At 61.2% G+C, this 25,197-nt stretch carries 22 protein-coding genes; 13 read left to right on the forward strand and 9 right to left on the reverse strand.

Features of this window, described 5'->3' with window-relative positions; all coding sequences use genetic code 11:
• The first annotated feature begins 87 nt into the window (after positions 1-87).
• Together AC0KW6_RS00505 and preA are read left to right on the forward strand one after the other, a co-directional pair.
• A complete protein-coding gene (locus AC0KW6_RS00505) occupies positions 88-1,422 on the forward strand; it encodes an NAD(P)-dependent oxidoreductase (RefSeq protein ID WP_474033799.1) in 1,335 nt (444 codons plus the stop codon).
• A gap of 52 nt (positions 1,423-1,474) precedes the next feature.
• Entirely contained in the window at positions 1,475-2,779 is a 1,305-nt protein-coding gene (gene preA / locus AC0KW6_RS00510; RefSeq protein ID WP_323777617.1) for an NAD-dependent dihydropyrimidine dehydrogenase subunit PreA, read from the forward strand.
• Positions 2,780-2,874: 95 nt separating this feature from the next.
• Here preA and AC0KW6_RS00515 read toward each other — a convergent pair whose 3' ends face one another.
• Positions 2,875-3,489, reverse strand: coding sequence for a TetR family transcriptional regulator C-terminal domain-containing protein (locus tag AC0KW6_RS00515; protein WP_323777619.1), 615 nt, complete (start codon positions 3,487-3,489; stop codon positions 2,875-2,877).
• Positions 3,490-3,758: 269 nt separating this feature from the next.
• On the opposite strand from AC0KW6_RS00515, the gene AC0KW6_RS00520 reads away from it, so the two are divergent.
• From AC0KW6_RS00520 to AC0KW6_RS00555, 8 genes are all read left to right on the forward strand, one after another.
• Complete coding sequence (locus AC0KW6_RS00520) at positions 3,759-5,009, forward strand: Zn-dependent hydrolase (protein WP_323777621.1); 1,251 nt, start codon at positions 3,759-3,761, stop codon at positions 5,007-5,009.
• Between the two features lie 130 nt (positions 5,010-5,139).
• The gene (gene hydA / locus AC0KW6_RS00525; protein WP_474033800.1) at positions 5,140-6,594 is read left to right on the forward strand and encodes a dihydropyrimidinase; all 1,455 of its coding nucleotides are present in this window, start codon (positions 5,140-5,142) and stop codon (positions 6,592-6,594) included.
• Between the two features lie 60 nt (positions 6,595-6,654).
• Positions 6,655-7,494, forward strand: a complete 840-nt coding sequence (locus AC0KW6_RS00530) for an ABC transporter ATP-binding protein (protein ID WP_323777625.1) — start codon at positions 6,655-6,657, stop codon at positions 7,492-7,494.
• A 99-nt stretch (positions 7,495-7,593) separates the two neighbouring features.
• The gene (locus tag AC0KW6_RS00535; protein ID WP_323777627.1) at positions 7,594-8,511 is read left to right on the forward strand and encodes an ABC transporter permease; all 918 of its coding nucleotides are present in this window, start codon (positions 7,594-7,596) and stop codon (positions 8,509-8,511) included.
• 85 nt (positions 8,512-8,596) lie between these two features.
• Positions 8,597-9,442, forward strand: a complete 846-nt coding sequence (locus AC0KW6_RS00540) for an ABC transporter permease (protein WP_323777629.1) — start codon at positions 8,597-8,599, stop codon at positions 9,440-9,442.
• 147 nt (positions 9,443-9,589) lie between these two features.
• Complete coding sequence (locus AC0KW6_RS00545) at positions 9,590-10,576, forward strand: ABC transporter substrate-binding protein (RefSeq protein WP_323777631.1); 987 nt, start codon at positions 9,590-9,592, stop codon at positions 10,574-10,576.
• A gap of 36 nt (positions 10,577-10,612) precedes the next feature.
• Positions 10,613-10,897, forward strand: a complete 285-nt coding sequence (locus tag AC0KW6_RS00550) for a hypothetical protein (protein ID WP_474033801.1) — start codon at positions 10,613-10,615, stop codon at positions 10,895-10,897.
• Positions 10,897-11,637, forward strand: coding sequence for an ATP-binding protein (locus AC0KW6_RS00555; RefSeq protein ID WP_474033802.1), 741 nt, complete (start codon positions 10,897-10,899; stop codon positions 11,635-11,637). Before AC0KW6_RS00550 ends, AC0KW6_RS00555 begins: the two co-directional genes overlap by 1 nt.
• An 85-nt stretch (positions 11,638-11,722) precedes the next feature.
• Here the strand turns inward: AC0KW6_RS00555 and AC0KW6_RS00560 are convergent, their stop codons facing one another.
• The 8 genes from AC0KW6_RS00560 to acs all read right to left on the reverse strand — a co-directional run bounded on the left by AC0KW6_RS00560 (position 11,723) and on the right by acs (position 21,142).
• On the reverse strand, positions 11,723-12,223 hold the full coding sequence (locus AC0KW6_RS00560) for a flavin reductase family protein (RefSeq protein ID WP_323777637.1): 501 nt from the start codon (positions 12,221-12,223) through the stop codon (positions 11,723-11,725).
• A 65-nt stretch (positions 12,224-12,288) separates the two neighbouring features.
• A complete protein-coding gene (locus AC0KW6_RS00565; RefSeq protein ID WP_474033803.1) occupies positions 12,289-13,692 on the reverse strand; it encodes a 3'-5' exonuclease in 1,404 nt (467 codons plus the stop codon).
• 2 nt (positions 13,693-13,694) lie between these two features.
• Positions 13,695-14,213 carry a hypothetical protein gene (locus AC0KW6_RS00570; protein WP_323779094.1) on the reverse strand — a complete coding sequence of 173 codons (519 nt, stop codon included), beginning with the start codon at positions 14,211-14,213 and terminating at the stop codon, positions 13,695-13,697.
• Between the two features lie 85 nt (positions 14,214-14,298).
• Complete coding sequence (locus AC0KW6_RS00575) at positions 14,299-16,122, reverse strand: DUF294 nucleotidyltransferase-like domain-containing protein (RefSeq protein WP_474033804.1); 1,824 nt, start codon at positions 16,120-16,122, stop codon at positions 14,299-14,301.
• Positions 16,123-16,224: 102 nt separating this feature from the next.
• Entirely contained in the window at positions 16,225-18,009 is a 1,785-nt protein-coding gene (locus AC0KW6_RS00580; RefSeq protein ID WP_323779090.1) for a sodium:solute symporter family protein, read from the reverse strand.
• A 1-nt stretch (position 18,010) separates the two neighbouring features.
• Positions 18,011-18,295 (reverse strand): DUF4212 domain-containing protein, encoded by a 285-nt coding sequence (locus AC0KW6_RS00585; RefSeq protein ID WP_323779089.1) that lies wholly within the window; start codon positions 18,293-18,295, stop codon positions 18,011-18,013.
• Between the two features lie 195 nt (positions 18,296-18,490).
• Complete coding sequence (locus AC0KW6_RS00590) at positions 18,491-19,174, reverse strand: adenylate kinase (protein ID WP_474033805.1); 684 nt, start codon at positions 19,172-19,174, stop codon at positions 18,491-18,493.
• 6 nt (positions 19,175-19,180) lie between these two features.
• The gene (acs, locus tag AC0KW6_RS00595) at positions 19,181-21,142 is read right to left on the reverse strand and encodes an acetate--CoA ligase (protein ID WP_474033806.1); all 1,962 of its coding nucleotides are present in this window, start codon (positions 21,140-21,142) and stop codon (positions 19,181-19,183) included.
• A 489-nt stretch (positions 21,143-21,631) separates the two neighbouring features.
• Between acs and AC0KW6_RS00600 the strand changes: the two genes are divergently transcribed.
• From AC0KW6_RS00600 to AC0KW6_RS00610, 3 genes are all read left to right on the forward strand, one after another.
• Positions 21,632-22,648 carry a C4-dicarboxylate TRAP transporter substrate-binding protein gene (locus tag AC0KW6_RS00600; protein ID WP_474033807.1) on the forward strand — a complete coding sequence of 339 codons (1,017 nt, stop codon included), beginning with the start codon at positions 21,632-21,634 and terminating at the stop codon, positions 22,646-22,648.
• Between the two features lie 76 nt (positions 22,649-22,724).
• Positions 22,725-23,375 carry a TRAP transporter small permease subunit gene (locus tag AC0KW6_RS00605; protein WP_474033808.1) on the forward strand — a complete coding sequence of 217 codons (651 nt, stop codon included), beginning with the start codon at positions 22,725-22,727 and terminating at the stop codon, positions 23,373-23,375.
• A gap of 5 nt (positions 23,376-23,380) precedes the next feature.
• Positions 23,381-24,784 (forward strand): TRAP transporter large permease, encoded by a 1,404-nt coding sequence (locus AC0KW6_RS00610; RefSeq protein WP_323779079.1) that lies wholly within the window; start codon positions 23,381-23,383, stop codon positions 24,782-24,784.
• Positions 24,785-25,197: the final 413 nt, after the last annotated feature.

Consider the following 25,197-nt stretch of genomic DNA (forward strand, 5'->3'; position numbering starts at 1 on the left):
TACCAGCTTAAAAATTTTACCAGTTGATAAAAAATAGGACTGTGGCACTCTGATAAGTAAGAAAACAGATAATCAGGGAGACACCCAATGGCGACCAGCCATCAGGCATCCGGCATTCAGGCGGCGCGTTTGGACGCTGCCGAGATTGCGGAGAATTTCTCGGACCTGCACCCAGCCTATGACGCGCATGAGGCAGCCGTGGCGGCGGACCGCTGCTATTTCTGCTACGACGCGCCCTGCATGACCGCCTGTCCGACCAGCATCGACATTCCCCAGTTCATTCGGGAAATTCAGGCGGGCCATGCCGAAAGCGCGGCCAAAACCATTCTGGAGCAGAACATTTTGGGCGGCATGTGTGCGCGGGTCTGCCCGACCGAAACACTGTGCGAAGAGGCTTGTGTGCGGGAAGCTGCAGAGGGCAAGCCTGTGGAAATCGGCCGCTTGCAGCGCTACGCCACGGACAGGCTGATGGAAAAAGGCGTTCACCCTTTCACCCGTGCCAAGGCGACTGGAAAGATTGTCGCTGTTGTCGGTGCAGGTCCGGCCGGTCTGGCTGCCGCGCACCGGCTGGCGATGCTGGGCCATGATGTGGTGGTCTATGATGCGAATAACAAAGCAGGCGGCCTCAACGAATTCGGCATTGCCGCTTACAAGTCCACCAATGACTTTGCCGCGCGAGAGGTGGATTGGCTGCTGCAAATCGGCGGCATTACAATGGATTACGGCAAAAAACTGGGCGCGGACCTGTCTTTGGATGGACTGAAATCCGGCTATGACGCAGTGTTCCTCTCGATTGGCCTGGCCGGTGTCAACGCCTTGCGGGCGCCGGGCGAAGACAAAGACGGTGTGCGCGACGCAGTGGGATTCATCGCTGAACTTCGCCAGGCAGGCGACTTGACCAAGCTGCCGGTGGGCCGAAATGTGGTGGTGATCGGCGGTGGAATGACCGCGGTGGATGCTGCGGTTCAGTCGAAACTGCTGGGCGCCGAAAACGTCACTATTGCCTATCGCCGCAGCCGCGACGCCATGGGCGCCAGCCGGTTCGAGCAGGATCTGGCGGCCTCCAAAGGCGTCAAACTGATGTTCAACGTCATGCCCAGGGCTGTCCATGGCAATGGCGCCGCTGCTGAGATCGAATTGGAGTATACTCAGGTCACGGACGGCAAGGTCTCCGGCACCGGCGAGACCGTCCGGCTGGCCGCTGATCAGGTCTTCAAGGCGATCGGCCAGACGCTGGAAAACCAGCCGGATGCATTGGCGCTGGAAGGCCGCAAGATCAAGGTCGATGCCAACGGGCGAACCTCCGTGGCCGGGGTCTGGGCCGGGGGCGATTGTGCTTCCGGCGGCGAAGACCTCACCGTGACCGCCGTGGCCGAGGGCCGCGATGCTGCAATGGACATTCACTCCAGCCTTATGGGCTGAGCCAGTCAGGAACGGAATACCGTTCCGAGCTAGCCTGAACAGGAGAGATCAAATGGCTGATCTGACAACAGAATTTCTGGGAATCAAATCCCCCAATCCGTTTTGGCTGGCCTCTGCGCCGCCGACTGACAAGGAATACAATGTCCGCCGTGCCTTTGAGGCCGGCTGGGGAGGGGTGGTCTGGAAGACGCTGGGCGCTGAAGGTCCGCCGGTGGTCAATGTGAACGGCCCGCGCTACGGAGCGATCTGGGGGGCCGACCGCCGCCTGCTGGGCCTCAACAACATCGAGTTGATCACCGACCGGCCGCTGCAGACCAATCTGGAGGAAATCAAAAGGGTCAAGAAGGACTATCCGGATCGCGCCATCATTGTTTCGATCATGGTGCCGTGCGAGGAACAGGCTTGGAAAGATATTCTGCCGCAGGTCGAAGCCACGGGCGCCGATGGGATCGAGCTGAATTTCGGCTGTCCGCACGGAATGGCCGAGCGCGGAATGGGCTCGGCCGTCGGGCAGGTGCCGGAATACATCCAGATGGTCACCGAGTGGTGCAAGAAATACTACTCCAAGCCGGTGATCGTTAAGCTGACCCCGAATATTGCAGACATCCGCCAGCCGGCGCGGGCGGCGCATGCCGGGAATGCCGATGCGGTCAGCCTGATCAACACCATCAACTCGATCACCTCGGTGAACCTCGACAGCATGGCGCCGGAGCCGACCATCGGCGGCAAGGGTACCCACGGTGGCTATTGCGGCCCGGCGGTGAAGCCGATTGCGCTGAACATGGTTGCGGAAATTGCCCGCGACCCGCAGACCCGCGGCCTGCCGATCTCTGCCATTGGCGGCGTCACCAACTGGCGCGATGCGGCGGAGTTCATGGCGTTGGGGGCCGGCAACGTGCAGGTCTGCACCGCAGCAATGACCTATGGTTTCAATGTGGTGAAGGAAATGATCTCGGGCCTGTCCACTTGGATGGACGAGAAGGGCTATACCTCCACTCAGGACTTCATCGGCATGGCGGTGACGAATGTCACAGACTGGCAGTATCTGGACCTGAACTATGTGACCAAGGCGCGGATCAGCCAGGACGATTGCATCAAATGCGGCCGCTGCTATGCGGCGTGCGAGGACACCTCGCACCAGGCGATTGCGATGAGCGAGGATCGGGTGTTCACGGTAAAGGACGACGAATGCGTCGCATGCAATCTTTGCGTGAATGTTTGCCCTGTTGAAGGCTGCATCACCATGGAAGAAGTGGCTGCCGGACAGATTGACGAGCGCACCGGCGAGGTGGTTTCCGGCGAGTATGCCAACTGGACCACGCATCCGAACAACCCGTCGGCAACGGCGGCGGAGTAAAAACTGTTGCGCCTTTAGGGCCGTGCCGCTGGCGTGGGTGTTCCGGGCAAAAGAATAGGCGCGGCCCGGTTGGGTCGGCCTTTTAAGGAGGCAGGTCAGCTTTTGGGTGTAAGCATCCGCCGGTACAAGGTTTCCAGGTATTGCGGCGCTGCGTGAAAGGGGTCTTCTTCCCCCATCAGCGTGCGCACCTGGGCGTCAAAATCGGCGTAGTGCTGGGTTAGCGACCAGATCGAAAACAGCAAATGTTTCGGGTGCGCGCGGTTAATCCGCCCGGCATCCATCCAGTCTTGCAGCAGCTGCGCCTTTTCTTCCACCAGCACTTTCAGATCTGCCGCAATCACGCCATGCAGCCGCGGTGCGCCCTGTACAATCTCATTGGCATAAAGCCGGCTTTCGCGCGGGAAATCCCGGCTCATCTGCAGTTTGCGCTGCACATAGGCGAGGATTTCGTCCAATGGCTCGCCTTCCGGGTCCAGTGCCCGCAGCGGATCAAGCCAGGTATCCAGCAAGCCTGACATCAGCTCGTTGAAGATCGCTTCTTTGGAAGGGAAGTAGTAAAGCAGGTTCGGCTTTGACAGTCCGGCCGCCTTGGCGATCTTATCCACTGTGGAGCCGCGGAAACCGTGGCTGGAGAACACATCCAGCGCAGCCTCCAGAATGGCGGCGCGATTCTTTCTCTGAATGCGGGTTGGCGCGCGGTCTGCGGGCATGTCCGTCCCTGTCTGTTTCTGCCGCCTTTTGCCAGCTGACGCGCGGAATTTCACCTGTTTCCGGTGAAAGAACCGATTTTTTCAAGGGCTGTGCGGCAATTTCTTGACTGATAGCGAACCCGTGATAGCGTGAGTTTGACCAGTTGGTCAAATCATTGACCGGGATCAAGAGAGCCGGCACTGTGAACCGGCCAGCACTTAACGCCACCTCAACGGCGTAATGCCGGATGAAGCCTGCACAGACGGGCGCACAGGGAAGGAAGCTCGTAATGACGTCCCTTGGACAGAATCTGAAGATAAATGGCGACCGTTTGTGGGACAGCCTGATGGAGATGGCCGAAATCGGCCCGGGTGTCGCTGGCGGCAACAACCGCCAGACGCTGACGGACGCAGATGGCGAAGGCCGCGCCCTGTTCCAGAAATGGTGCAAGGAGGCCGGCTGCACCATGGGGCTGGATCAGATGGGCAATATGTTCGCCCGCAGGGAAGGCACGGATCCGGAGGCACTGCCGGTCTACGTTGGCTCGCATCTGGACACTCAGCCGACAGGCGGCAAATATGACGGAGTGCTGGGGGTGCTGGCCGGGCTGGAGCTGATCCGCTCGCTCAATGACATGAATATCAAGACCAGACATCCGATTGTGGCGACCAATTTCACCAATGAGGAAGGCACACGCTTTGCGCCTGCGATGCTGTCCTCGGGCGTGTTTGCGGGCATTCACACGCAGGACTGGGCCTATGACCGTGAGGATGCCGAGGGCAAAAAATTCAGTGAAGAATTGAAGCGCATCGGCTGGCGCGGCGAAGAGGAGACCGGTGCGCGGAAGATGCACGCTTTTTTTGAACTGCACATCGAACAGGGCCCGATCCTGGAGACTGAGGGCAAAGATATCGGTGTGGTGACCCATGGGCAGGGCCTGAGCTGGACCCAGGTGACGGTCACTGGCAAGGATGCGCACACCGGTTCGACCCCGATGCCGATGCGCCGCAATGCTGGCCTGGCGATGGCACGCATTCTGGAAACGGTGGATGAAATCGCCTGGGGGCACGCACCGCATGCGGTCGGGGCGGCGGGGCATATCGACGTTTACCCGAACTCCCGCAACGTGATCCCGGGCAAGGTGGTTTTCACCGTCGATTTCCGCAGCCCGGAGCTCGAGGTGATTACCGATATGGAAAACCAGCTGCATGAAAAGGCGACCCGGATTGCCGAGGCGATGGGGGTCGAGATCGAGTTTGAGAAAGTCGGCGGCTTTGATCCCGTGGCCTTTGACGCGGGTTGTGTCTCAGCCGTGCGCGACGCGGCAGAGCGGTTGGGATATTCGCATCAGGATCTGATATCCGGAGCAGGCCATGACGCCTGTTGGATCAACCGGGTGGCGCCGACCGCGATGGTGATGTGTCCTTGCGTGGATGGGCTGAGCCACAACGAGGCGGAGGAGATCAGCAAGGAATGGGCCGAAGCCGGTGCCAATGTGCTGTTCCATGCGGCGGTCCAAACGGCGGAGATCGTGGAATAAGGGGCGCTGCCCCCGCAGCCCGGAGGGCCGCTTCCCCGGAGTATATCCGGAAAGATGAAAACAGCTGCGCCAGACAGCGGAAGAGATAATGGGAGGCGTGAAAATACGCCCCGAACAGGGAGTTGCAAGTATGACTAAAGTCATCAGAAACGGCACCATCGTGACCGCTGATCTGACCTATAAGGCGGATGTTCTGGTTGAGAACGGGGTGATCACGCAGATTGGCCCCAATCTGAAAGGCGATGAGGAACTGGACGCCACCGGCTGCTATGTGATGCCGGGCGGGATTGATCCGCATACCCATCTGGAGATGCCTTTCATGGGCACTTACAGTTCGGACGATTTCGAGAGCGGCACCCGCGCCGGGCTGGCTGGCGGCACCACCATGGTGGTGGATTTTGCGCTGCCCAATCCGGGTGAGAGCCTGCTGGATGCGCTCAAACGCTGGGACAATAAATCGACCCGTGCCAATTGCGATTACTCCTTTCACATGGCGGTCACCTGGTGGGGCGAGCAGGTTTTTGATGACATCAAGGCTGTGATCCAGGAGCGCGGCATCAACACCTTCAAGCATTTCATGGCCTACAAGGGCGCGCTGATGGTGAATGATGACGAGCTTTATGCCTCGTTCAAGCGCCTCTCCGAACTGGGCGGCATAGCGCTGGTCCATGCCGAAAACGGTGACGTGGTGGCGGAGCTGCAGGCCAAGCTGCTGGCAGAAGGCAATAATGGCCCCGAGGCGCATGCCTATTCCCGGCCGCCGCAGGTAGAAGGCGAGGCCACCAACCGCGCCATTATGATCGCTGATATGGCGGGTGTGCCGCTCTACGTCGTGCATACCTCCTGCGAGGACAGCCACGAGGCCATCCGCCGCGCCCGGATGCAGGGCAAGCGGGTCTGGGGCGAGCCGCTGATCCAGCATCTCACCCTGGATGAAAGCGAGTATTTCAACAAGGATTGGGACCATGCCGCGCGCCGTGTAATGTCGCCGCCATTCCGTAATAAGAAGCATCAGGACAGCCTGTGGGCTGGTCTGCAGTCTGGATCCTTGTCAGTGGTGGCGACGGACCATTGTGCCTTTACCACTGAACAGAAACGCAATGGCGTGGGGGATTTCACCAAGATTCCCAATGGGACCGGCGGTCTGGAGGACCGGATGCCGATGCTGTGGACCCATGGCGTCGAAACCGGCCGCCTGACGCCGAACGAATTTGTGGCCGTAACCTCAACCAACATCGCCAAGATCCTGAATTGTTATCCGAAAAAGGGTGCAGTTCTGGTTGGTGCGGATGCCGATTTGGTGGTTTGGGATCCGGAAAAGCGCAAGACGATTTCCGCCTCCAGCCAGCAATCCTCGATCGACTACAATGTGTTTGAGGGGCACGAGGTAAAGGGCCTGCCGCGCTTTACCCTGACCCGGGGCCATGTGGCGGTGCATGACGGCGAAATCCGCTGCCGGGAGGGTCACGGCAAGTTCGTCTCCCGAGAGGCCAACACCACGGTGAACAAGGCGCTGTCGACCTGGAAAGAGCTGACCGCGCCGCGTCCGGTGGAGCGCACCGGCATCCCGGCGACAGGCGTGTAAATCAGGAGCGGGCTGCCGGTATCGGCGGCCCGTTTTCCTGTGTGAAATCAAGGCAAAGACATGAATATGGAAACGACCACCCAGGCAATCCGACCCGAGGCCGCCGCTTCCGACCCAGCCTCAGCTGAAACAGTGATCAAGGCCCGGAACCTGGATCTGACGTTTCAGACCAACGATGGCCCGGTGCATGCGCTGAAGGATGTGAGCCTTGAGGTCCACAAGGGCGAGTTTGTCTCCTTCATCGGCCCATCGGGCTGCGGAAAGACCACGTTTTTGCGCTGTATCGCAGCGCTGGAGACACCCACCGGCGGCAGCCTGAGCGTCAATGGAATGACGCCGGACGAGGCGCGCCGCAACCGGGCCTATGGCTATGTGTTCCAGGCGGCGGGGCTGTACCCGTGGCGGACCATCTCCAAGAACATCAAGCTGCCCCTGGAGATCATGGGGTATTCCAAGGCCGAGCAGGAGAAGCGCGTCAGCCAGGTCCTGGAACTTGTTGAATTGTCAGGGTTTGGCGGCAAGTTTCCCTGGCAGCTGTCAGGCGGTATGCAGCAGCGGGCAAGCATTGCGCGGGCGCTTGCGTTTGACGCTGACATCCTGCTGATGGATGAACCCTTCGGGGCGCTGGATGAGATCGTGCGCGACCATCTGAACGAGCAGCTTCTGAAGCTGTGGGCGCGAACCAACAAGACTATCGGCTTTGTCACCCACTCGATCCCGGAGGCGGTGTATCTGTCGACCAAGATCGTGGTGATGTCGCCGCGGCCCGGCCGCATTCATGACGTGATCGACAGCACTTTGCCCAAGGAACGGCCGCTCGATATCCGCGACAGCCCGGAGTTCATCGAGATCGCCCACCGGGTGCGCGAGGGCCTGCGGGCGGGGCATGGCGATGACTGAGTTAGCTAGCGAGATCCGCCGGAATTGGGGGGTGACAAGCGTACACCCCCTGTACACCCCCTGTGCACCGGGCGGCAGCCGTTTAGGGAGGGCGCAGTCATGAAAAGCCTTGTTGCTGTCCTGACCGTTCTCGCTGCGATCATTGCCTTTTGGTACGCGGCCTGTGTGCCGATGAACATCAAGGGCGTGCTGGATGCGGCTGAGCGGGCAGGGGTCGAAGTGACCCCCGCTACCGCCAAGGAACGCCGGGACAGGAGCGAGTTTGGGCTGGTGGCGAAGAACAGCTTTGCCATCAATGACACTTGGGTGCAGGAGCGCCCGCGGCTGCCTGCGCCGCATCAGGTGGCAGTGGAGCTGTGGGAGACCACGGTGGAAAAGAAGGTCACCTCCAAGCGCAGCCTGATCTATCACGCGCAGGTGACGCTGTCGGCAACGCTGCTGGGCTTTGCCATCGGTACTGGCCTTGGCATTCTGCTGGCGGTGGGGATCGTGCATTCCCGCGTGATGGATATGTCGGTGATGCCCTGGGCGATTGTCAGCCAGACCATTCCGATCATCGCCTTGGCGCCGATGATCATCGTGGTGCTGTACTCTATTGGAGTGCAGGGGATCATTCCCAAGGCGGTGATTTCGGCCTACCTCAGCTTCTTCCCGGTTGTCGTGGGGATGGTGAAGGGCCTCAGAGCACCGGATGCGATGCAGCTGGATCTGCTGAAGACCTATAATGCCAATACTAATCAGGGGTTCTGGAAACTGCGGTTGCCGTCGTCGATGCCCTATCTGTTTGCCTCTCTGAAGATCGGCATTGCGGCATCGCTAGTGGGGGCCATCGTGGGTGAGTTGCCGACCGGAGCGGTTGCCGGCCTTGGCGCGCGCTTGCTGGCCGGAAGTTACTATGGGCAGACCGTGCAGATCTGGTCGGCGCTTTTTGCGGCGGCGATCCTGGCTGCCGCCTTGGTCGCGCTGTTGGGGCTGATGGAGAAACTGGTGCTGAAGCGGATGGGGGTGCAGGCATGATTGGCCTATGGAATAAGGGCTCTGCCCTTGCCGCTGCACCGCTCATCCGGAGTATTTGGCCCAGAAAGAAGCAGGAGGGCGCGGCATGGTGATGGTTCTGCTTGCGGTGCTGGTCTGGTGTTCGGGCTGGTGGTTAAACAGACGCCTGGCCAATGGTCCGGCTGCGCATACCCGCGCGGTGCAGCTGCTGGTTCCGGCCAACTTCGGCGTCACCGTGCTGGTGGTCTGGGAACTGCTGGTGCGCGGACTGGAGGTGTCGCTGGTGATCTTGCCTGCGCCCTCGGTTATCGCGGTGCGCTTCGCCTCCAGCATGCCGATCCTTTGGGAGGACTTTACCCAGACCATCCTGAAGGGGGCGCTCGGCGGCTATGTGATCGGTTGCGGCGCGGCGGTCCTGACCGCGATCCTGGTCGACCGCAGCGACTTCCTGCGCCGCGGGCTGCTGCCGGTGGGGAATTTCGTCGCCGCGCTGCCGATTGTGGGCACCGCGCCGATCCTGGTGATGTGGTTCGGTTTCGACTGGCATTCCAAGGCTGCAGTTGTTGTCGTCATGGTGTTCTTTCCAATGCTGGTGAACACGGTGGCGGGCCTGCGGGAAACCTCGGCCATGCAGCGCGATCTGATGCAAACCTATGCGGCAAGTTACTGGCAGGCATTTTTCAAGCTGCGTTTGCCGGCGGCGCTGCCCTTTGTCTTCAACGGGTTGAAGATCTCCACCACTCTGGCGCTGATCGGCGCGATTGTGGCGGAGTTTTTTGGCTCGCCCACTGTTGGGATGGGCTTTCGTATCTCTACCAGCGTGGGCCAGCTGGCGCTGGACATGGTCTGGGCAGAGATTGTGGTGGCAGCACTGGCAGGCTCGGCTTTTTATGGGCTGATGGCAGTAATTGAGAAAACACTGACCTTCTGGCACCCGTCGCAACGTGGGTGAGGGATCAGCCGCCCCGCCGCGTGCGGGGCGGTGTTGCGGAAATCTTGTGCTGGTGACCGGCAAAGGACCGACCCAAAAAGAAAAAACTTTGAACGAATGGTCAAACCCGGGCAAGCTTAACATCATAATCAACAGGGAGAACAAGATATGAAACATCTGATGACGGCGGCAGCGCTGGCACTGGGCACTGCAGGCGCAGCGCAGGCGGCGGATGACGTGACGCTGCAGCTGAAATGGGTAACCCAGGCGCAGTTTGCCGGTTATTACGTTGCCGCTGACAAGGGGTTCTATGAGGAAGAGGAGCTGAATGTCACCATCCTGCCCGGCGGCCCTGATATTGCACCGACCCAGGTGATAGCCGGCGGCGGCGCCGATGTGACCGTGGAGTGGATGCCCGCGGCGCTGGCAGCACGTGAAAAAGGTCTGCCGCTGGTTAATATCGCGCAGCCGTTCAAATCTTCGGGCATGATGCTGACTTGCTGGAAGGACACAGGAATATCCGCACCTGCGGATCTTGCCAACCGAACCTTGGGCGTTTGGTTCTTTGGCAATGAGTTTCCTTTCATGAGCTGGATGAGTCAGCTGGGGATTTCCACCGAAGGCAAAGGCGAGGAGGGCGTTGAGGTATTGAAGCAGGGCTTCAACGTCGATCCGCTGCTGCAGCGCCAGGCGGATTGCATCTCGACAATGACCTACAATGAGTTCTGGCAGGTCCTCGATGCCGGCGTCACCGAGGATGAGCTGATCACTTTCAAGTACGAGGATCAGGGCGTGGCGACGCTGGAAGACGGTTTGTATGTGCTGGAAGAGAACCTTGGCGATCCGGAGTTCGCTGACAAGATGGAGCGGTTTGTGCGGGCCTCGATGAAGGGCTGGAAATACGCCGAAGAAAACCCGGACGAGGCAGCGGAAATTGTACTCGACAATGATGCGTCCGGTGCCCAGACCGAGACCCACCAGAAACGCATGATGGGCGAGATTGCCAAACTCACCGCGGGCAGCAATGGAGCGCTGAATCCGGCGGACTATGAGCGGACGGTGTCAACGCTAATGAGCGGTGGCTCGGACCCGGTCATCACCAAGGTCCCGGAAGGCGCTTGGACCCACGCTATCACCGATGCGGCGTTGAAATAGGCAGGCCATAGACCTTGGGGATCCGCCGGGATTGGGATGCCGGCGGATCTTCCGTTTGATTACCGCGCAATATTGATAAATTCCCAACAATTCTTCAGCAATTTTAAAATACAGCCCTGGGGCGTCTGTTTTTGTGATAGGGTTGCCTTATGGGAGAGAAGCGTGCTCATATCCCTGATCGGCAAAAGCAATCCGGATACCTGCCGAAATATTTGTGCTTTTGCCCTCAGCCAGACGGCATTACGTGCCATGCACGATATGCCGCGCACGGACGGCCTGCGCTGCTGGATGTCGCCGGCAGAAGCTGCGAACTGCCGCTGATGGATCTCTGCCAGGCGGCGCATCAGCGCAAGCTGGAGACCGGACGGGCCCAGATTCTGTTGCTTTACGATGTGGAGCCTCTGGGGCTGGAACTGGCGGCGCCTTGGCAGGTTGACGTAATTCCGGTTTCGGTCTGCTGCCTGCAACAGATTACCCATACTGATTTGCTGCACGCCTTGGCCTGCGGTTTTGATGTCATTCACGTGCAGGTCTGCGCCAGCTCTGCCGACAGGCTGCATCAGCAGCAGGAGGTTGAATTGGTGCAGGTTCTGGGCGGGCTGGGCCGGATCTTGCTGTTCGACTGTGCCGGGACTCTTGCACGGCGGCTGGCGGCGGGTATTTTCCCGTTTCCTTCGGTTGCGCCGGACATAGTGGCGGTGGGCAGCCGCAGGGACACCGCACGGGCCAGTGCCGCGGCGCTGCTGCCGGCCAGTGAGGACCATGTAGTCTTGCCGGAACAGGCTCCATACGGCGCCGTCAGCCTTGATGAAGGCCTGTGCAACCAATGCAGCAGCTGCGTGTGGGTCTGCCCGTCGGATGCCTTGAGCCTGACCGAAGACGGCGGCGCATTGAGCTTTGTTGAAGCCATGTGTTTTCAATGCGGCCTGTGCGTTTCGATCTGTCCGCAGCGGGCGCTTAGCATGGAGGCAGGGATGGATCTGTCTGCGTCTGCCGTGTTGCCTCATCTGCTGGCGGGGCAAGGCGAAAAAGATGCAGAAACCCCTGATCTGGCGGAGTAGGTCAGGGGGCCGGGCTCCGCAAGTGCGGTGGTGCCGGGCATAGGGGCATGCCCGGAGCGAGGGGCCAGGCCTGAGACTGCCCTTTTCAGCTTTGCTCCAGGAAGCCGCCGTACTGGCCGCGTTTGAAGATCAGGCCTTTGCCGGGGCGGGTGGTGACGCTGGCCACTTCACCTATGATGATGGTGTGGTCACCCGCCAGATGGGCGGCAAAGCGGCGGCAGTCAAACCGGGCAATCACCCCGTCCAGGGCCGGCGCTCCCTGGCCATTGGGCTGCCATGCTGCGGCGCTGAAGTCCTCGCCGCGGGCCGCGAAATGCTTGGCCAGGCCCAGTTGGTCCTCGGCCATCACGTGAATGGCGAAATTCTCGGCCATTACAAAGGCATCATGGCGAAGGGACGCTTTGGCCGGACACCACAGCAACAGCGGCGGATCCAGTGAAACGGAGGTAAAGCTGTTGACGGTTATCGCCAGGGGGCCGCGCGCTGTCATGGTGGTAACTACCGTCACCCCGGTGCCAAAGCAGCCGAGCGCATCGCGGTAGTCCCTGGCGGTCTCCGGCCCGGGGATGAAGCTGGTGTCGGCCATGTCGCGCGCCTTTTATCCGTTCCGGGCAGTGACGTGCCACGCATGGCGGCGATTGTCTACCACGTTCATGTCTTCATGAGGCGCCCGTGCTTGCGGGATTCTTCCAGCACCGCGCCAAAGGTGGCAAGCCCGCGTGCCTCCAGCATCGGCAGCATCTTGCAGAATACCTCTGCGGTGGCGCGGGCGTCCCCCATCGCAGTGTGGCGCAGGGCAGGCGGGATGGTGACGTCCAACCGTTCGCAAAGCGCGTCCAGCGTATGGTTCTGCGAGGCGCCGAACAGAACTGCGCTCAGCAGCACGGTGTCCAGCACCGGCTGGTCCCAACTGATACCTGCCCGCTTGGCGTGGCGGTGCAGAAAGGCCATGTCAAAAGGCGCGTTGTGGGCCACGATCACGGCGTCCGAGGCAAATTGGTGAAAGGCGCGGGCGGTGTCGGAAATCACCGGCGCGCCCTGCACCAGGGCATCGCTGATGCCATGCACTTTGGTCGAAGCAGCAGGGATTGGCCGACCCGGGTCCACCAGGGTTTCAAACGCCTCGCTGTCGATAATGCGGCCCCGAACAATCCGCAGCGCACCGATCTGCACAATCTCGTCCTTATGCGGCAGCAGCCCGGTGGTTTCGGTGTCAAATACCACATAGCTGAGGTTGCTGAGCTTGCGGCTGTCCAGCTCGGTGTGGTCCGTTTCCAGCAGCGCGAAGTCATAGACCAAGGGCCGGGAGTCTCCCGGGGCGAGCCCCGCATGGCTGCCCTCGAACAGTATGATGTAGCCCGGCGCGCCGCCCAAGGGTTTCAGCCGCAGGTCAAACACCTGGGTGCCGCTGGAGCTTTTGACTTCGGCCTGCACTTCCATCCCGCTGCGTATCAGCCGGCCATAGGCGGCCTCCAGACCGGTCAGGTCCAGGTAATCGGACAGCGGCGCATTCAGACGCGGCGGGGCCTCCTGTGCCAGAACCGCAGCGGCCTGGCCGTCATAAAGCACGATCTGATGGGAGGGGTTGGCCATCACGGTGGCAATAGGGATGTCCGTCAATAAGGCCGCGAGACGGGTTTTTTCGGCCTCCAGATGCTCGGTTTCGCGGGCTATCGCCTCAGCTGCGGACAGCGCTGAGTGTCCCAATTGCCCGGCCAGCCCCTCGGCTGCGGCTGCCAGATCGCCCAGATATTGCGCGCCATGGGTGTCGAGCGCCCGCGACACGCCGGCATGGGCGCGGGCGCGCATGCCCGCCGCCAGCCTCTCGATCGGTTTGGCGACGTTTTCGTCAAACAGCAGCCAAACCGCGGCGCAGAGACCAAGGATGGCAAAACCGCTGAGCAGGCCGGAAAAGACAAATGCATCCGTCAATCCGGGCTGTTCAGCGCGGCTGTAGCCGAGCCACAGCGCGCCGGTGGTGACCGCGATGCCGCCAAGCGCCAAGGCGCAGAAAAACAGGAAGATCCGCAAACGCAGGCTTAGGCGCGCATGCATGGCTACCCTCCGCAGGCGGCTGTCAGAATCGCATCGTCCCGGCTGCCCGCCGTCCAGTCAAGCCCCTTGGGCAAGCCACTGCCGGAGAACACGATAGTGCCAGCTGCCAGCGCCCGCCGCCATTTGCCGCAATCCAGCACCACGGGCCGGCTGTTGACCGGTGCCCAGCGGCCAAAGAAATAGATCTCGGCCAGATAGACCTCAGGATGCGCCTGGTGGCTTTTCATTGTCGCGGTATCCAGCGCGGCGAAGCGGTCGATGTAAGGCACTGCATAGGTCCAGGGCCGATAGAAGCTTTGGTTTTCAACTGTGTCCGCTACGACCAGCCCGTCTGGCAATGCTGCTGCAGTCCGCGGGAACCAGCCGTATTCCGAAGCGATGGTAGCCGCGATCATCGCCAGTCCCGCCGCCACCGGCGCCAGCCAGCGCGGCAGGCGTCCGCGCATGGACTTTCCCAGCAGCATGACAACGCCCGCGGCGGCAATACCGGCAAAGATCACCGCAATCAGTTCCAGAAACATCTTAACTCCCCGCAGGCCCAAGGCCGCTTCTTTTTTATCCAAATACTTGCGCTGCGAGCTCCCGCGCTGCCCGCAAGCGCAGGTGTCAGCTTAGCATGCCTTTGCCGTGCCCAACCGCCGATTGCATTGTCTTTATCACAACAAAAGCGTCGCGCAGATGACTTCGTTCAAAATCCGACAGATCGGACGGTGCCAGGTAATTGTCCGGCGCCTGGCCGCTGCGGATCTGTTCGGCCTGATGCTCGAGCCGGGTCACGGCGATCAGATCGTAGGCGTCGAGCAGATCGCGCGCACCGGCGGGGCTGAGCACGCCCGCAGTTTCTGCCGCCTCCAGCCGGGCGCGGGTGTTCACATCGGTCAGCTTGCCCTGCAGCGCATAGACCCGGCCCAGGTCGACCACCGGCACCACGCCGTTGTGCTTCATGTCCAGCGTATTGCGGTGTTCGCCCGAGCGGATGGTGGCCAGCCCGCGCAACAGACCCAGCGGCGGCGTGTGCTTCAACGAATTGGCGATCATATGCGCGGTGAAGATCGAATTGGCGCTGGCGGCCTGCAGGGTTTCCTGATGAAGGCCGGCAAACAGCGCGGCCTCGCCGCCGATCGGGCGCAGGTCGAACATCACCGAGGCTAGCATCTGCGCCTGGGGATCAGGTTTGGCGATCCAGCCGCGAAAGTAGTCGCGCCAAACGCGCAAGGGCTGCCGCCAGCGGCGATTCGACGCCATCATATCGCCGGGGCAATAGACGTAGCCGCAGGTATTCAGCCCGTCGCAGACAAAACCGGCGAGCTGCGCAAAATAGGTCTCATCCTCCGGTGCCATGTCATCCGACAGGATGAGGCAATTGTCTTGATCTGAAACACCCGTCTGTTCACGCCGCCCTTGTGATCCGCAGGCGAGCCATAGGAAGGGCACCGGAGCAGGGCCGAGTTTTTCTTCCGCCAGTGCCAGCAGCCGGCGGGTCACGGTGTCGGCAATGTCGGTGATCAGCCGGGTCACCACCTCATGCCGGTTGCCGCTTGCCACCAGCTGCACCAGCAGGCGGGGAATTTCAGCGGTAACATTGGCCATGTCTTCGGCGGAGCGGGCGCTGGCGATGCGTGAAACCATTTCGCCGGTACTTATCGCTTGAAACCGGGTGAGATCGGTCTGGGTGACAATTCCCGCCAGCCGGCCAGCTTCGACCACCGGGATGTGGCCGATGCCATGCTCCATCATCAAATGCAGCACGTCCGAGCCGATCGCTGAGGGGGCCAGTGTCAGCGGGTCGGGGGTCATGACCGTGCTGACCGGGGTGGAGATAGGTTTTCCTGCCGCCAGGATTTTGCCCGTCAGGTCGCGGGTGGTAACAATGCCTTGCAGCCTTACCCCATCGGTCACGCAGACCGAGGAAACGCGCTGGTCCCGCATCAGCTGGGCGGCGCCTTGGCAAGTCAGGCCGCTGGAGCAGGTGACGGGATCACGGGCCATGATCGCCGCGATGCACGTGGTGGCGAGATTGCTGGTCTCGCGGCCGCCTGGGCGGCGGCGGCCGAAGAATTTGGCCATTTGCGGCTGGCTGGCCATCAGGGTGTGGAACTCTGACTTTGGCAGCAGCAGCAGCAGTGTTCGCGCTGTGGCCTGGGCCGATGTCACCGCCCGGCCGCCGCGGGTCAGCCCGCGTTCGCCAAAGGAATTGCGGGGGCCGAGGATGGAGACTGGAATGCCGTTTTCATCAGCCACTTCCACCTCGCCGCTGTGAACCAGGTACAGCCCCTCCAGCTCCTCGTTCAGCGCATAGACGGGGGCACCTGCGGTGGCGTCTATTTGGCGGAACTTCGGTGCCAGTTCCTGCAGCAGCGCGGGTTCCAGACTGTCGTAGGGGTGGACCGAGGTCAGGAAGCGGAGCAGAGCGGCGTCGGATAGAGGCATGGTCGTACCTGCGTGAAATCAGGAAAAAATGGTCCCGGCCAGTGTGAACCGGACGGGACCATGAGGGAAGAGGCGGGCCGGGCGGCCCGCCCAGAGGGGAGGTTAGTGGTCCTTTGCGGCCCCGGCGCCGCGCGGGATGCGGACACTTTCCACCAGCTCTTCGATCTCGACAGGGATTGCCTCGGTCGATTTGGAGACGATGAAGGCGACTGCGAAGTTCACCATTGCGCCGATCGCACCGAAGGAGGTGGATTTGACGGTGCCCAGCAGCGGATCCGCATCGGTGAAGGAGTTGGTGTCCGGGATGAACAGCCAGCCCTTGTGCAGGAAGATGTAGACCAGGGTCACGATCAGGCCCGCCAGCATGCCGGCCACGGCACCCTTGTTGTTCACCTTGGTGAAGATGCCCATCATCAGTGCCGGGAAAATCGAGGCTGCGGCCAGGCCGAACGCCAGCGCCACGGTCTGGGCGGCAAAGCCCGGCGGGTTGAGGCCAAGGTAAGTGGCAACCGCGATGGCCACGGCCATGGCGATACGGGCCGACAGCAACTCGCCCTTTTCCGAGATCTGCGGGTTGATCGAGCCCTTGATCAGATCGTGCGACACCGCCGAGGAGATCGCCAGCAGGAGGCCCGCCGCGGTCGACAGCGCCGCCGCCAGGCCGCCTGCTGCCACCAGACCGATCACCCAGCTGGGCAGGTTGGCGATTTCAGGATTGGCCAGAACCAGGATGTCGCGGTTGAAGTTAGTCAGCTCATTGCCAGCCCAGCCGTTGGCTTCGGCGGTGGCTTGCAGATCGGCGTTCTGGTCGTTGTAGTATTGAATTGCTCCGTCGCCGTTCTTGTCTTCCCAGGCGAGGAGACCGGTTTTCTTCCAAGTCGCCATCCAGTCGTACTGGGGATCATTCTCGATCTGCTGCACGGTCACGGCGCCGCCTTCAATGCCCCCATTGGGCCACATCATTTCGGTGATATTGAGCCGTGCCATGGCGCCAACTGCCGGAGCGGTCAAGTACAGCAGCGCAATGAACACCAGCGCCCAGCCTGCCGACCAGCGCGCATCAGCGACGCGCGGCACGGTGAAGAAGCGCATGATCACATGCGGCAGGCCCGCGGTGCCGATCATCAGCGACAAGGTGAACAGCACCATGTTGAAGGTGTCTGAATGATGCGCGGTGTACTCGTTGAAGCCCAGCTCCTTGACAATAGCGTCCAGCTTGGCCAGCAGCGGCTCACCCGAGGCGGCATGGTCGCCGAACAGGCCCAGGGCCGGAACCGGGTTGCCGGTCAGCTGCAGCGAGATGAAGATCGCCGGGATAGTATAGGCCATGATCAGCACGCAGTATTGCGCCACCTGGGTATAGGTCACGCCCTTCATGCCGCCGAACACGGCGTAAGCAAAGACCACGCAGGCGCCGATCAGCAGGCCGGTCGTGTTGGAAACCTCCAGGAACCGGCCGAAGGCAACGCCGACGCCGGTCATCTGGCCGATCACATAGGTGGTCGAGGCGACGATCAGACAGATCACCGCGACGATGCGCGCGGTCGGGGAGTAGAACCGGTCGCCGATGAACTCGGACACGGTGAACTTGCCGAACTTGCGCAGGTAGGGGGCCAGTAGCAGCGCCAGAAGCACATAGCCGCCGGTCCAGCCCATCAGAAAGGTCGAGTTGTCATAGCCGGTAAAGGCGATGAGGCCCGCCATCGAGATGAAGGAAGCTGCCGACATCCAGTCGGCTGCGGTGGCCATGCCGTTGGTAACCGGGTGAACACCCCGGCCGGCGGCATAGAATTCCGAGGTGGAGCCCGCGCGGGCCCAGATTGCGATGCCGATGTAGAGCGCAAAACTCGCGCCCACGAACATCAGGTTGATGGTGAACTGGTCCATCTTATTCTTCCTCCACGCCGTATTCGCGGTCCAGTTTGTTCATCCGGAACGCGTAGAAAAAGATCAGCCCCAGAAACACCAGGATCGAGCCCTGCTGGGCAAACCAGAAGCCTAGATCGCTGCCGCCGACCTTGATACCGGACAGCAGCGGGCGCAGCAGGATGCCAAAGCCGAACGAGACGACAGCCCAGATCACCAGGCTGACAAGTATGATCCGCACATTTGCCGCCCAATAGCCTTTGTCGGCTTCGGCAGTCTGTGCGGAGTTGGTTGTGTGGTTCGCCATAGCGGCTCCTCCTTCTCCCTATTGAGCTGCCGCGGGATGCGGGCAGACTCTCTCCGTTTGCCGGCCGCCGGGGTCTCGGCGTGCAGGCATGGCTCCTCCGGTCCGCAGCTGCATAGTGCAGACGGGGCCGTCGGGTATTCAGCTGTCTGGAAGACGGGGTCCTGCGGGTTCAGCGCAGGCCCCGTTTCTTGTTGGTTAGCCGGTGGCCCCGGTCACGATGGCCGCCATGTCGCGGGCGATGTCGCCGATACGGCCCATCGCGTTAGTTCGCTGCAGAACGCCCTTGCGGCCGTAATAGGCGATCAGCGGTGCGGTTTGCGCGTGATAGGACACCAGCCGGCTGGCAACGGTTTCCGCATTGTCATCGGCGCGGCGCTTCATCTCGGTGCCGCCGCATTTGTCGCATTTACCGGCCACGGCGGATTGTTTGAAGCTGTCGTGATAGCCCTCGCCGCAGCCGCCGCAGGTGTAGCGGCCCGAGATCCGCTCGACCATCGCCGCATCATCCACTTCGAGGCTGATCGCGGCGTTTATTTTCTGGCCAGTCTCGGCCAGCAGCCCGTCCAGCGCTTCGGCCTGCACGGTTGTACGGGGGAAGCCGTCCAGGATCACGCCTTTGGCGCAATCCGGCTTTGTCAGGCGATCGCGCAGGATGTTGATTACGATCTCATCGCTGACCAGCTGGCCCGCTTCCATCACCGCCTTGGCGGCGAAGCCCGCAGGCGTGCCCGCGGCAACCGCTTCGCGCAGCAGGTCGCCGGTCGACAGCTGCACATAGCCGAATTTTTCCTCCAGCATCCGCGCTTGGGTGCCTTTGCCGGCCCCGGGAGGGCCCAGCAGGATCAGAACTGCGGGGCGGGTCATAACTGCCATATTCATGTGCGTTTACCCCTTGTTCGCGCGGTTTGCGATCAGGTCGTCGACCACCGACGGATCGGCAAGCGTCGATGTATCGCCCAAGCTGCCGAAATCGTTCTCGGCAATCTTGCGCAGGATACGGCGCATGATCTTGCCGGAACGGGTTTTCGGCAGGCCCGGCGCCCATTGGATCACGTCCGGGCTGGCAATCGGGCCGATCTCGGTGCGCACCCAGGTCCGCAGCTCCTTCAACAGCTCGTCCGAGGGGTCGCGGTCGTTCATCAGGGTCACATAGCAGTAGATGCCCTGGCCCTTGATCTCATGCGGGTAGCCGACCACGGCGGCCTCGGCCACTGCGGCATGTGCCACCAGCGCGCTTTCGACCTCAGCTGTGCCCATGCGGTGGCCGGAGACGTTGATCACGTCATCGACGCGGCCGGTGATCCAGTAATCGCCGTCCTCGTCGCGGCGGCAGCCGTCGCCGGTGAAGTAATAGCCTTTGTAGTCGGAGAAATAGGTCTTCTCGAAGCGTTCATGGTCGCCCCAGACGGTGCGCATCTGGCCCGGCCAGCTGTCCTTGATGCACAAAACGCCCTCGACGCCGTTGCCTTCGATCTCGACGCCGGTGGTGGGGTCCAGAACCACCGGCTGGATACCAAAGAAAGGCTTCATTGCGGCGCCCGGTTTCATCGCATGGGCGCCCGGCAGCGGGGTCATCAGGTGGCCGCCGGTCTCGGTCTGCCACCAGGTGTCAACGATCGGGCATTTGCCCTTGCCGACAACCTCATTGTACCAGTTCCAGGCCTCGGGGTTGATCGGTTCACCCACCGTGCCCAGCACCTTGAGATCGCTGAGATCGCATTTTTCGACCCATTCGTTGCCCTGCCCCATCAGGGCGCGCAGCGCGGTGGGGGCAGTGTAGAACTGGTTCACCTTGTGCTTTTGGCAGACCTGCCAGAAGCGGCTGGCATCGGGGTAAGTCGGCACGCCCTCGAACATAAGGGTGGTGGCACCATTGGCCAGCGGCCCATAGACGATATAGCTGTGGCCGGTGACCCAGCCCACATCCGCGGTGCACCAGTAGACGTCGCCATCGTGGTAATCGAATGTGATTTCATGGGTCATCGCGGCATAGGCCAGATAGCCGCCGGAGGTATGCACAACGCCCTTGGGCTGGCCGGTGGAACCGGAAGTGTAGAGGATGAACAGCGGATCCTCGGCGTTCATCTCGGCGGGGGCGCAGGTGTCATCCGCTTCCAGCGCCATTTCGTTGTAGTCATGGTCGCGCCCGTCGACCCAGGTGGTCTGGCCGCCAGTGCGTTTGACCACCAGGCATTTCACGCTCTCCTTGGTGTGCAAGAGCGCCGCGTCGGCGTTCGACTTCAGCGCGGTCTTGCGGCCGCCGCGGGGGGCCTCATCGGCGGTAATGACCACTTTGGCGTCGCAGCCGTTGACCCGGGCCGCCAACGCGTCGGGGGAGAAGCCGGCAAACACGATGGAATGGATGGCGCCGATCCGGGCGCAGGCCAGCATGGCATAGGCCGCCTCGGGGATCATCGGCAGGTAGATCACCACGCGGTCGCCTTTGCGCACGCCCATCGACACGAGGATATTGGCCATCCGGCAGGTGCGGCGGTGCAGCTCGGTGTAGGTGATGTGCTGCGCGTCCTCGTTCGGATCATCCGGTTCCCAGATGATCGCGGTCTGATCGCCGCGGGTTTCCAGGTGGCGGTCGATGCAATTGGCGCTGACGTTCAGGGTGCCGTCGCCGTACCAGTTGATCGAGACATTGCCGAAGCTGTAGTTCACGTCCTTCACCTGGGTGAAGGGCTTGATCCAGTCGATGCGCTTGCCTTGTTCGCCCCAGAACCCTTCGGGGTCGGTCAGCGAGGCGTCATACATCTCCTGATACTTGGCGGCGGTCACATGCGCACGGGCAACGGTTTCGTCGGACGGCGGATAGACAGCGTCTGCGTGCAACGCGTTCATTCGGTTTCCTCCCAGAATTTTATTGGCAAGACAAACGACAACGCTGTGCCGTGGCTGTCAAACCGTTTCCTCCTGGGGCAAATAATAGTGCGGCTAGAAAATTTGTGAATAAAACGCCGATATCAAAGGCTTTATCTGTCAACGAATTTAAGATTCTTAGGTTTCTTTGTAAAGAAAGTGGCGTGCAAACGCATGCGGCGGCCTGTTTTTATAGGCTTTTCTGTAAATTTCACCAGCGATCAGGTGCTGCTTCAATCGCTGCTTTAGGCTCAGGAGCGGCGTACTGCCGCAGCTTCCGGCGGCTTAGCCCCTGCGGCATATTGTGCCGGCGCGGCGGGACTTTCGATTTGAGGATGGCGCGAGTCGCTGCGTTACCTTTCCCTTCGAGGGGCTTGGCAGCGCGTATCTGTGCCGCTAGCCTGACGGTCAAGCGCACCACTCCGGATCAGATGCCGGATCGAAAAGGGCGCAATTCGGGAGAGTTACATCATGAATAGATTTCTGACGGCCGCTGTGGCGGCAACTGCTGGCGTAGCAATGGCAGGCGAGGCCGCTGCGACCGAATGGAACGTGTCGCTGTGGGGCAAGCGCCGCGCGTTCACTGAACATGTGGAAAAACTGGCCGAGCTGGTCGCTGAAAAAACCGGCGGCGAATTCACCTTGAACATCAGCTATGGCGGCTTGTCCAAGAACAAGGAGAACCTCGACGGCATTTCCATCGGTGCCTTTGAGATGGCGCAGTTCTGTGCCGGCTACCACCGCGACAAGAACCCGTCGATCACCGTGCTGGAACTGCCGTTCCTGGGCGTGAACACGCTGGACGAAGAAGTGGCCGTGGCAAACGCGGTCTATGCGCATCCGGCGGTGCAGGCGGATCTGGCGCGCTGGAATGCCAAGCTTCTTATGACCTCTCCCATGCCGCAGTACAATATCGTGGGCACAGGTGAGCCGCGCGATGAGCTGGCGGAGTTCAAGGACATGCGGGTGCGTGCCACTGGCGGCATCGGCAAGGCGTTCTCGGCTGTTGGCGCGGTGCCGACCTCGGTGACCGCGACGGAAGCATACAATGCAATGGAATCCGGTGTCGTGGACACCGTCGCCTTTGCCCAGCACGCGCATCTGGCCTTTGGCACTATCAATCGCGCTGACTGGTGGACCGCAAACCTGAACCCGGGCACCGTGAACTGCCCGGTGGTGGTGAACACCGATGCCTATGAAGCCCTCAGCGGCGCCGAGCGCGAGGCCCTCGACAGCTCGGTTGAAGAGGCAATCGACCACTATCTGACCAATTACGGCGCGCTGCTGGAGAAGTGGGACAGCGTGCTCGTCGAGAAAGGTGTAGAGAAAGTTAATATCTCTGACGACCAGCTGGCCGAGTTCCGAAAAGTGGCCGCTGACCCGATCCGTGCTCAGTGGATCGAGGACATGACCGCCCAGGGACTGCCGGCGCAGGAGCTGTATGATCTGGTGCAGAAGACACTTAGCGATCACCGTTCAGGCAGCTGAGCCTGATGAAACACAAAGGGCCGGGCTGATCAGGCCCGGCCCCTTTTCTTGACGAGACTGAACGACGGGGGCGGGCATGGCAGGCAGCGCAGCAGTGCTGGAGGACGGAAGCCTGATCAGCAGGCTGGACCAAAGGTTATTGAAAGCAGAGCGCCTGCTGGCGCTTCTGAGCGGCATAGCGGTGTTTTCGCTGATGATCCTGGCGGTGGTCTCAGTCGGCGGGCGCAATGCGGTCAATGCGCCCTTGCCCGGTTACGTCGACTGGATCGAACAAATTATGCCGCTGATCGCCTTCATGGGCATCGCTTATGTGCAGCGCAATGGCGGCCATATCCGCATGGACATCGTTATCGGTGCCCTCAGGGGCCGGGCCATGTGGCTGTTTGAGATGATCTCGGTCATTCTGATCTTCCTGCTGATTGCAGCGCTGGTCTGGGGCAGCTGGTCGCATTTCCTGCGCTCCTTTGATTTTGCCGCACCCTGGTGGAGCCGCGACAGCTCCATTGACATCGGCATTCCGATCTGGCCCGCCAAACTGCTGGCTCCGGTGGCCTTTGCGGTGCTGGGCCTTCGGCTGATGCTGCAAATCTGGGGCTATGGCCGGGCGCTGGTTCTGGGGCTGGATACGCCGGTGGCGGTGCCGCTGGTGCAAAGCGCCGCGGAACAGGCCGCGGCAGAGGCGGATCAACTAGCAGGCCATGACACGAACGGCAGCGGGCAGGGATAAGATACATGGAACCCATTGAAATCGGCCTGTGGGTCACCGGCGGCCTGCTGGCGATGGTGGTCTTGGGAATGCGGGTGGCCTTTGCCGCCGGTCTTGCGGGCCTCATCGGCCTTGTCTGGATCTTCTGGGCCAAGTTCGGCTACAGCCCGGATAAGTTCGGCAAGGCGCTGACCGTGTCGGTCAAGATCGCGGGGCAGGTGCCGCATTCCAAAGTCTCCAGCCAGGCGCTGTCGCTGATCCCAACATTCATCCTGATCGGTTATCTGGCCTATTACGCGGGCCTGACACGCGCTTTGTTCGAAGCCGCCAAACGCTGGATTGCCTGGCTGCCGGGCGGGCTGGCGGTTTCCACCGTTTTTGCCACCGCGGGCTTTGCCGCGGTGTCGGGCGCGTCTGTCGCCACCTCTGCCGTCTTTGCCCGCATTGCCATTCCGGAGATGCTGAAGATCGGCTACAACAAGCAGTTCGCCGCCGGTGTGGTGGCAGCTGGTGGCACGCTGGCCTCGCTGATCCCGCCCTCGGCGATCCTGGTTATTTATGCGATCATCGTAGAACAGGACGTCGGCAAGCTGCTGCTGGCGGGTTTCATCCCCGGAGCATTTTCGGCAGTGATTTACGGCCTGCTGATTGTCGGTATCGCGGTGGTTTTCAAATCGGTCGGCCCGCCGGTCAAAGGTTTCACCTGGGGGCAGCGCTTTGCGGCGTTGCCAGGCGCGCTGCCGATCATCTTTGTTGTCGTGATCATCATCTGCTTTGTCTACAACCCCTTTGGCGGCGATGCTTGGGGGACGCCAACCGAAGGCGGCGCTTTGGGGGCCTTTGTGGTCTTCTGCATGGCGGTTCTCAAAGGCATGAAATGGGCGGAGCTGAAGTCCGCCCTGCTGGAAACAGCGAAACTGACGGTGATGATCTTCACCATCATCTGGGGGGTTCTGATCTACGTGCGCTTTCTGGGGTTCGCGGACTTGCCTGGGGCGTTTTCGGACTGGATCACCTCGCTGGAAATGTCGCCGATGGTGATCCTGATCTGCATCCTTCTGGCCTATGCGGTGCTGGGCATGTTCATGGATGCCATCGGAATGCTGCTGCTCACCTTGCCGGTGGTCTATCCAGCGGTGATGGCGCTGAACGGCGGCGAAAGCGTTGCCGCTGCCGACAGCGCCTTTGGCATGAGCGGCACGATGTGCGCGATCTGGTTTGGCATTCTGGTTGTGAAGATGGCCGAGTTCTGCCTCATCACTCCGCCGATCGGGCTGAACTGTTTCGTGGTTGCCGGCGTTCGGGATGACCTGAGCGTGCAGGATGTGTTCAAGGGCGTGACGCCGTTTTTCATTGCCGACGCCGTAACAATTGCACTGCTGGTCGCCTTTCCGGGGATTGTTCTCTACTTGCCGTCATTGGCTGGCTAGCGGGGAGCAGGCCCACGACACACAAAACCGGACCGGCTTGGCAAGCGGTGGCGCAGAGCCTACGGGGAGCGGCACGAGTGATTTCGCCCCTTGCACCACACAGCCCGGCTGCTGGCGGTCCCGAAGCTGGATTTACATGGCTGAGTGCAATTTGTCGTTTGGTAATAATTTTGTACCCTACTATATGGCGCGTAGCACATATGCAGCCTTCGGCCTGATCGGATCGCCAAGCTGAGCTTCATTCAATGTACGATGCTAAACACCTGTTTGATCGGCAAATGAATTTGCCGATCAAACAGGGAGTCTCAACGTGCTGGTGTGAAAACCGATGAAGAAGTCCTCTTCTGAGACAGACTTGCAGACGCGTTCTTGCTTAGATTCAATTCGGAGCGGTAGTTTCTTTGGAGTTCGTG

It is taken from the genome of Leisingera sp. SA215 (assembly GCF_055902035.1).

Coding starts and splice junctions, on each gene's coding strand:
- AC0KW6_RS00505 (WP_474033799.1), top strand. CDS start 88: ATGGCGACCAGCCATCAGGCATCCGGCATTCAGGCGGCGCGTTTGGAC.
- preA (WP_323777617.1), top strand. CDS start 1,475: ATGGCTGATCTGACAACAGAATTTCTGGGAATCAAATCCCCCAATCCG.
- AC0KW6_RS00515 (WP_323777619.1), bottom strand. CDS start 3,489: ATGCCCGCAGACCGCGCGCCAACCCGCATTCAGAGAAAGAATCGCGCC.
- AC0KW6_RS00520 (WP_323777621.1), top strand. CDS start 3,759: ATGACGTCCCTTGGACAGAATCTGAAGATAAATGGCGACCGTTTGTGG.
- hydA (WP_474033800.1), top strand. CDS start 5,140: ATGACTAAAGTCATCAGAAACGGCACCATCGTGACCGCTGATCTGACC.
- AC0KW6_RS00530 (WP_323777625.1), top strand. CDS start 6,655: ATGAATATGGAAACGACCACCCAGGCAATCCGACCCGAGGCCGCCGCT.
- AC0KW6_RS00535 (WP_323777627.1), top strand. CDS start 7,594: ATGAAAAGCCTTGTTGCTGTCCTGACCGTTCTCGCTGCGATCATTGCC.
- AC0KW6_RS00540 (WP_323777629.1), top strand. CDS start 8,597: ATGGTGATGGTTCTGCTTGCGGTGCTGGTCTGGTGTTCGGGCTGGTGG.
- AC0KW6_RS00545 (WP_323777631.1), top strand. CDS start 9,590: ATGAAACATCTGATGACGGCGGCAGCGCTGGCACTGGGCACTGCAGGC.
- AC0KW6_RS00550 (WP_474033801.1), top strand. CDS start 10,613: ATGCCGGCGGATCTTCCGTTTGATTACCGCGCAATATTGATAAATTCC.
- AC0KW6_RS00555 (WP_474033802.1), top strand. CDS start 10,897: ATGGATCTCTGCCAGGCGGCGCATCAGCGCAAGCTGGAGACCGGACGG.
- AC0KW6_RS00560 (WP_323777637.1), bottom strand. CDS start 12,223: ATGGCCGACACCAGCTTCATCCCCGGGCCGGAGACCGCCAGGGACTAC.
- AC0KW6_RS00565 (WP_474033803.1), bottom strand. CDS start 13,692: ATGCATGCGCGCCTAAGCCTGCGTTTGCGGATCTTCCTGTTTTTCTGC.
- AC0KW6_RS00570 (WP_323779094.1), bottom strand. CDS start 14,213: ATGTTTCTGGAACTGATTGCGGTGATCTTTGCCGGTATTGCCGCCGCG.
- AC0KW6_RS00575 (WP_474033804.1), bottom strand. CDS start 16,122: ATGCCTCTATCCGACGCCGCTCTGCTCCGCTTCCTGACCTCGGTCCAC.
- AC0KW6_RS00580 (WP_323779090.1), bottom strand. CDS start 18,009: ATGGACCAGTTCACCATCAACCTGATGTTCGTGGGCGCGAGTTTTGCG.
- AC0KW6_RS00585 (WP_323779089.1), bottom strand. CDS start 18,295: ATGGCGAACCACACAACCAACTCCGCACAGACTGCCGAAGCCGACAAA.
- AC0KW6_RS00590 (WP_474033805.1), bottom strand. CDS start 19,174: ATGAATATGGCAGTTATGACCCGCCCCGCAGTTCTGATCCTGCTGGGC.
- acs (WP_474033806.1), bottom strand. CDS start 21,142: ATGAACGCGTTGCACGCAGACGCTGTCTATCCGCCGTCCGACGAAACC.
- AC0KW6_RS00600 (WP_474033807.1), top strand. CDS start 21,632: ATGAATAGATTTCTGACGGCCGCTGTGGCGGCAACTGCTGGCGTAGCA.
- AC0KW6_RS00605 (WP_474033808.1), top strand. CDS start 22,725: ATGGCAGGCAGCGCAGCAGTGCTGGAGGACGGAAGCCTGATCAGCAGG.
- AC0KW6_RS00610 (WP_323779079.1), top strand. CDS start 23,381: ATGGAACCCATTGAAATCGGCCTGTGGGTCACCGGCGGCCTGCTGGCG.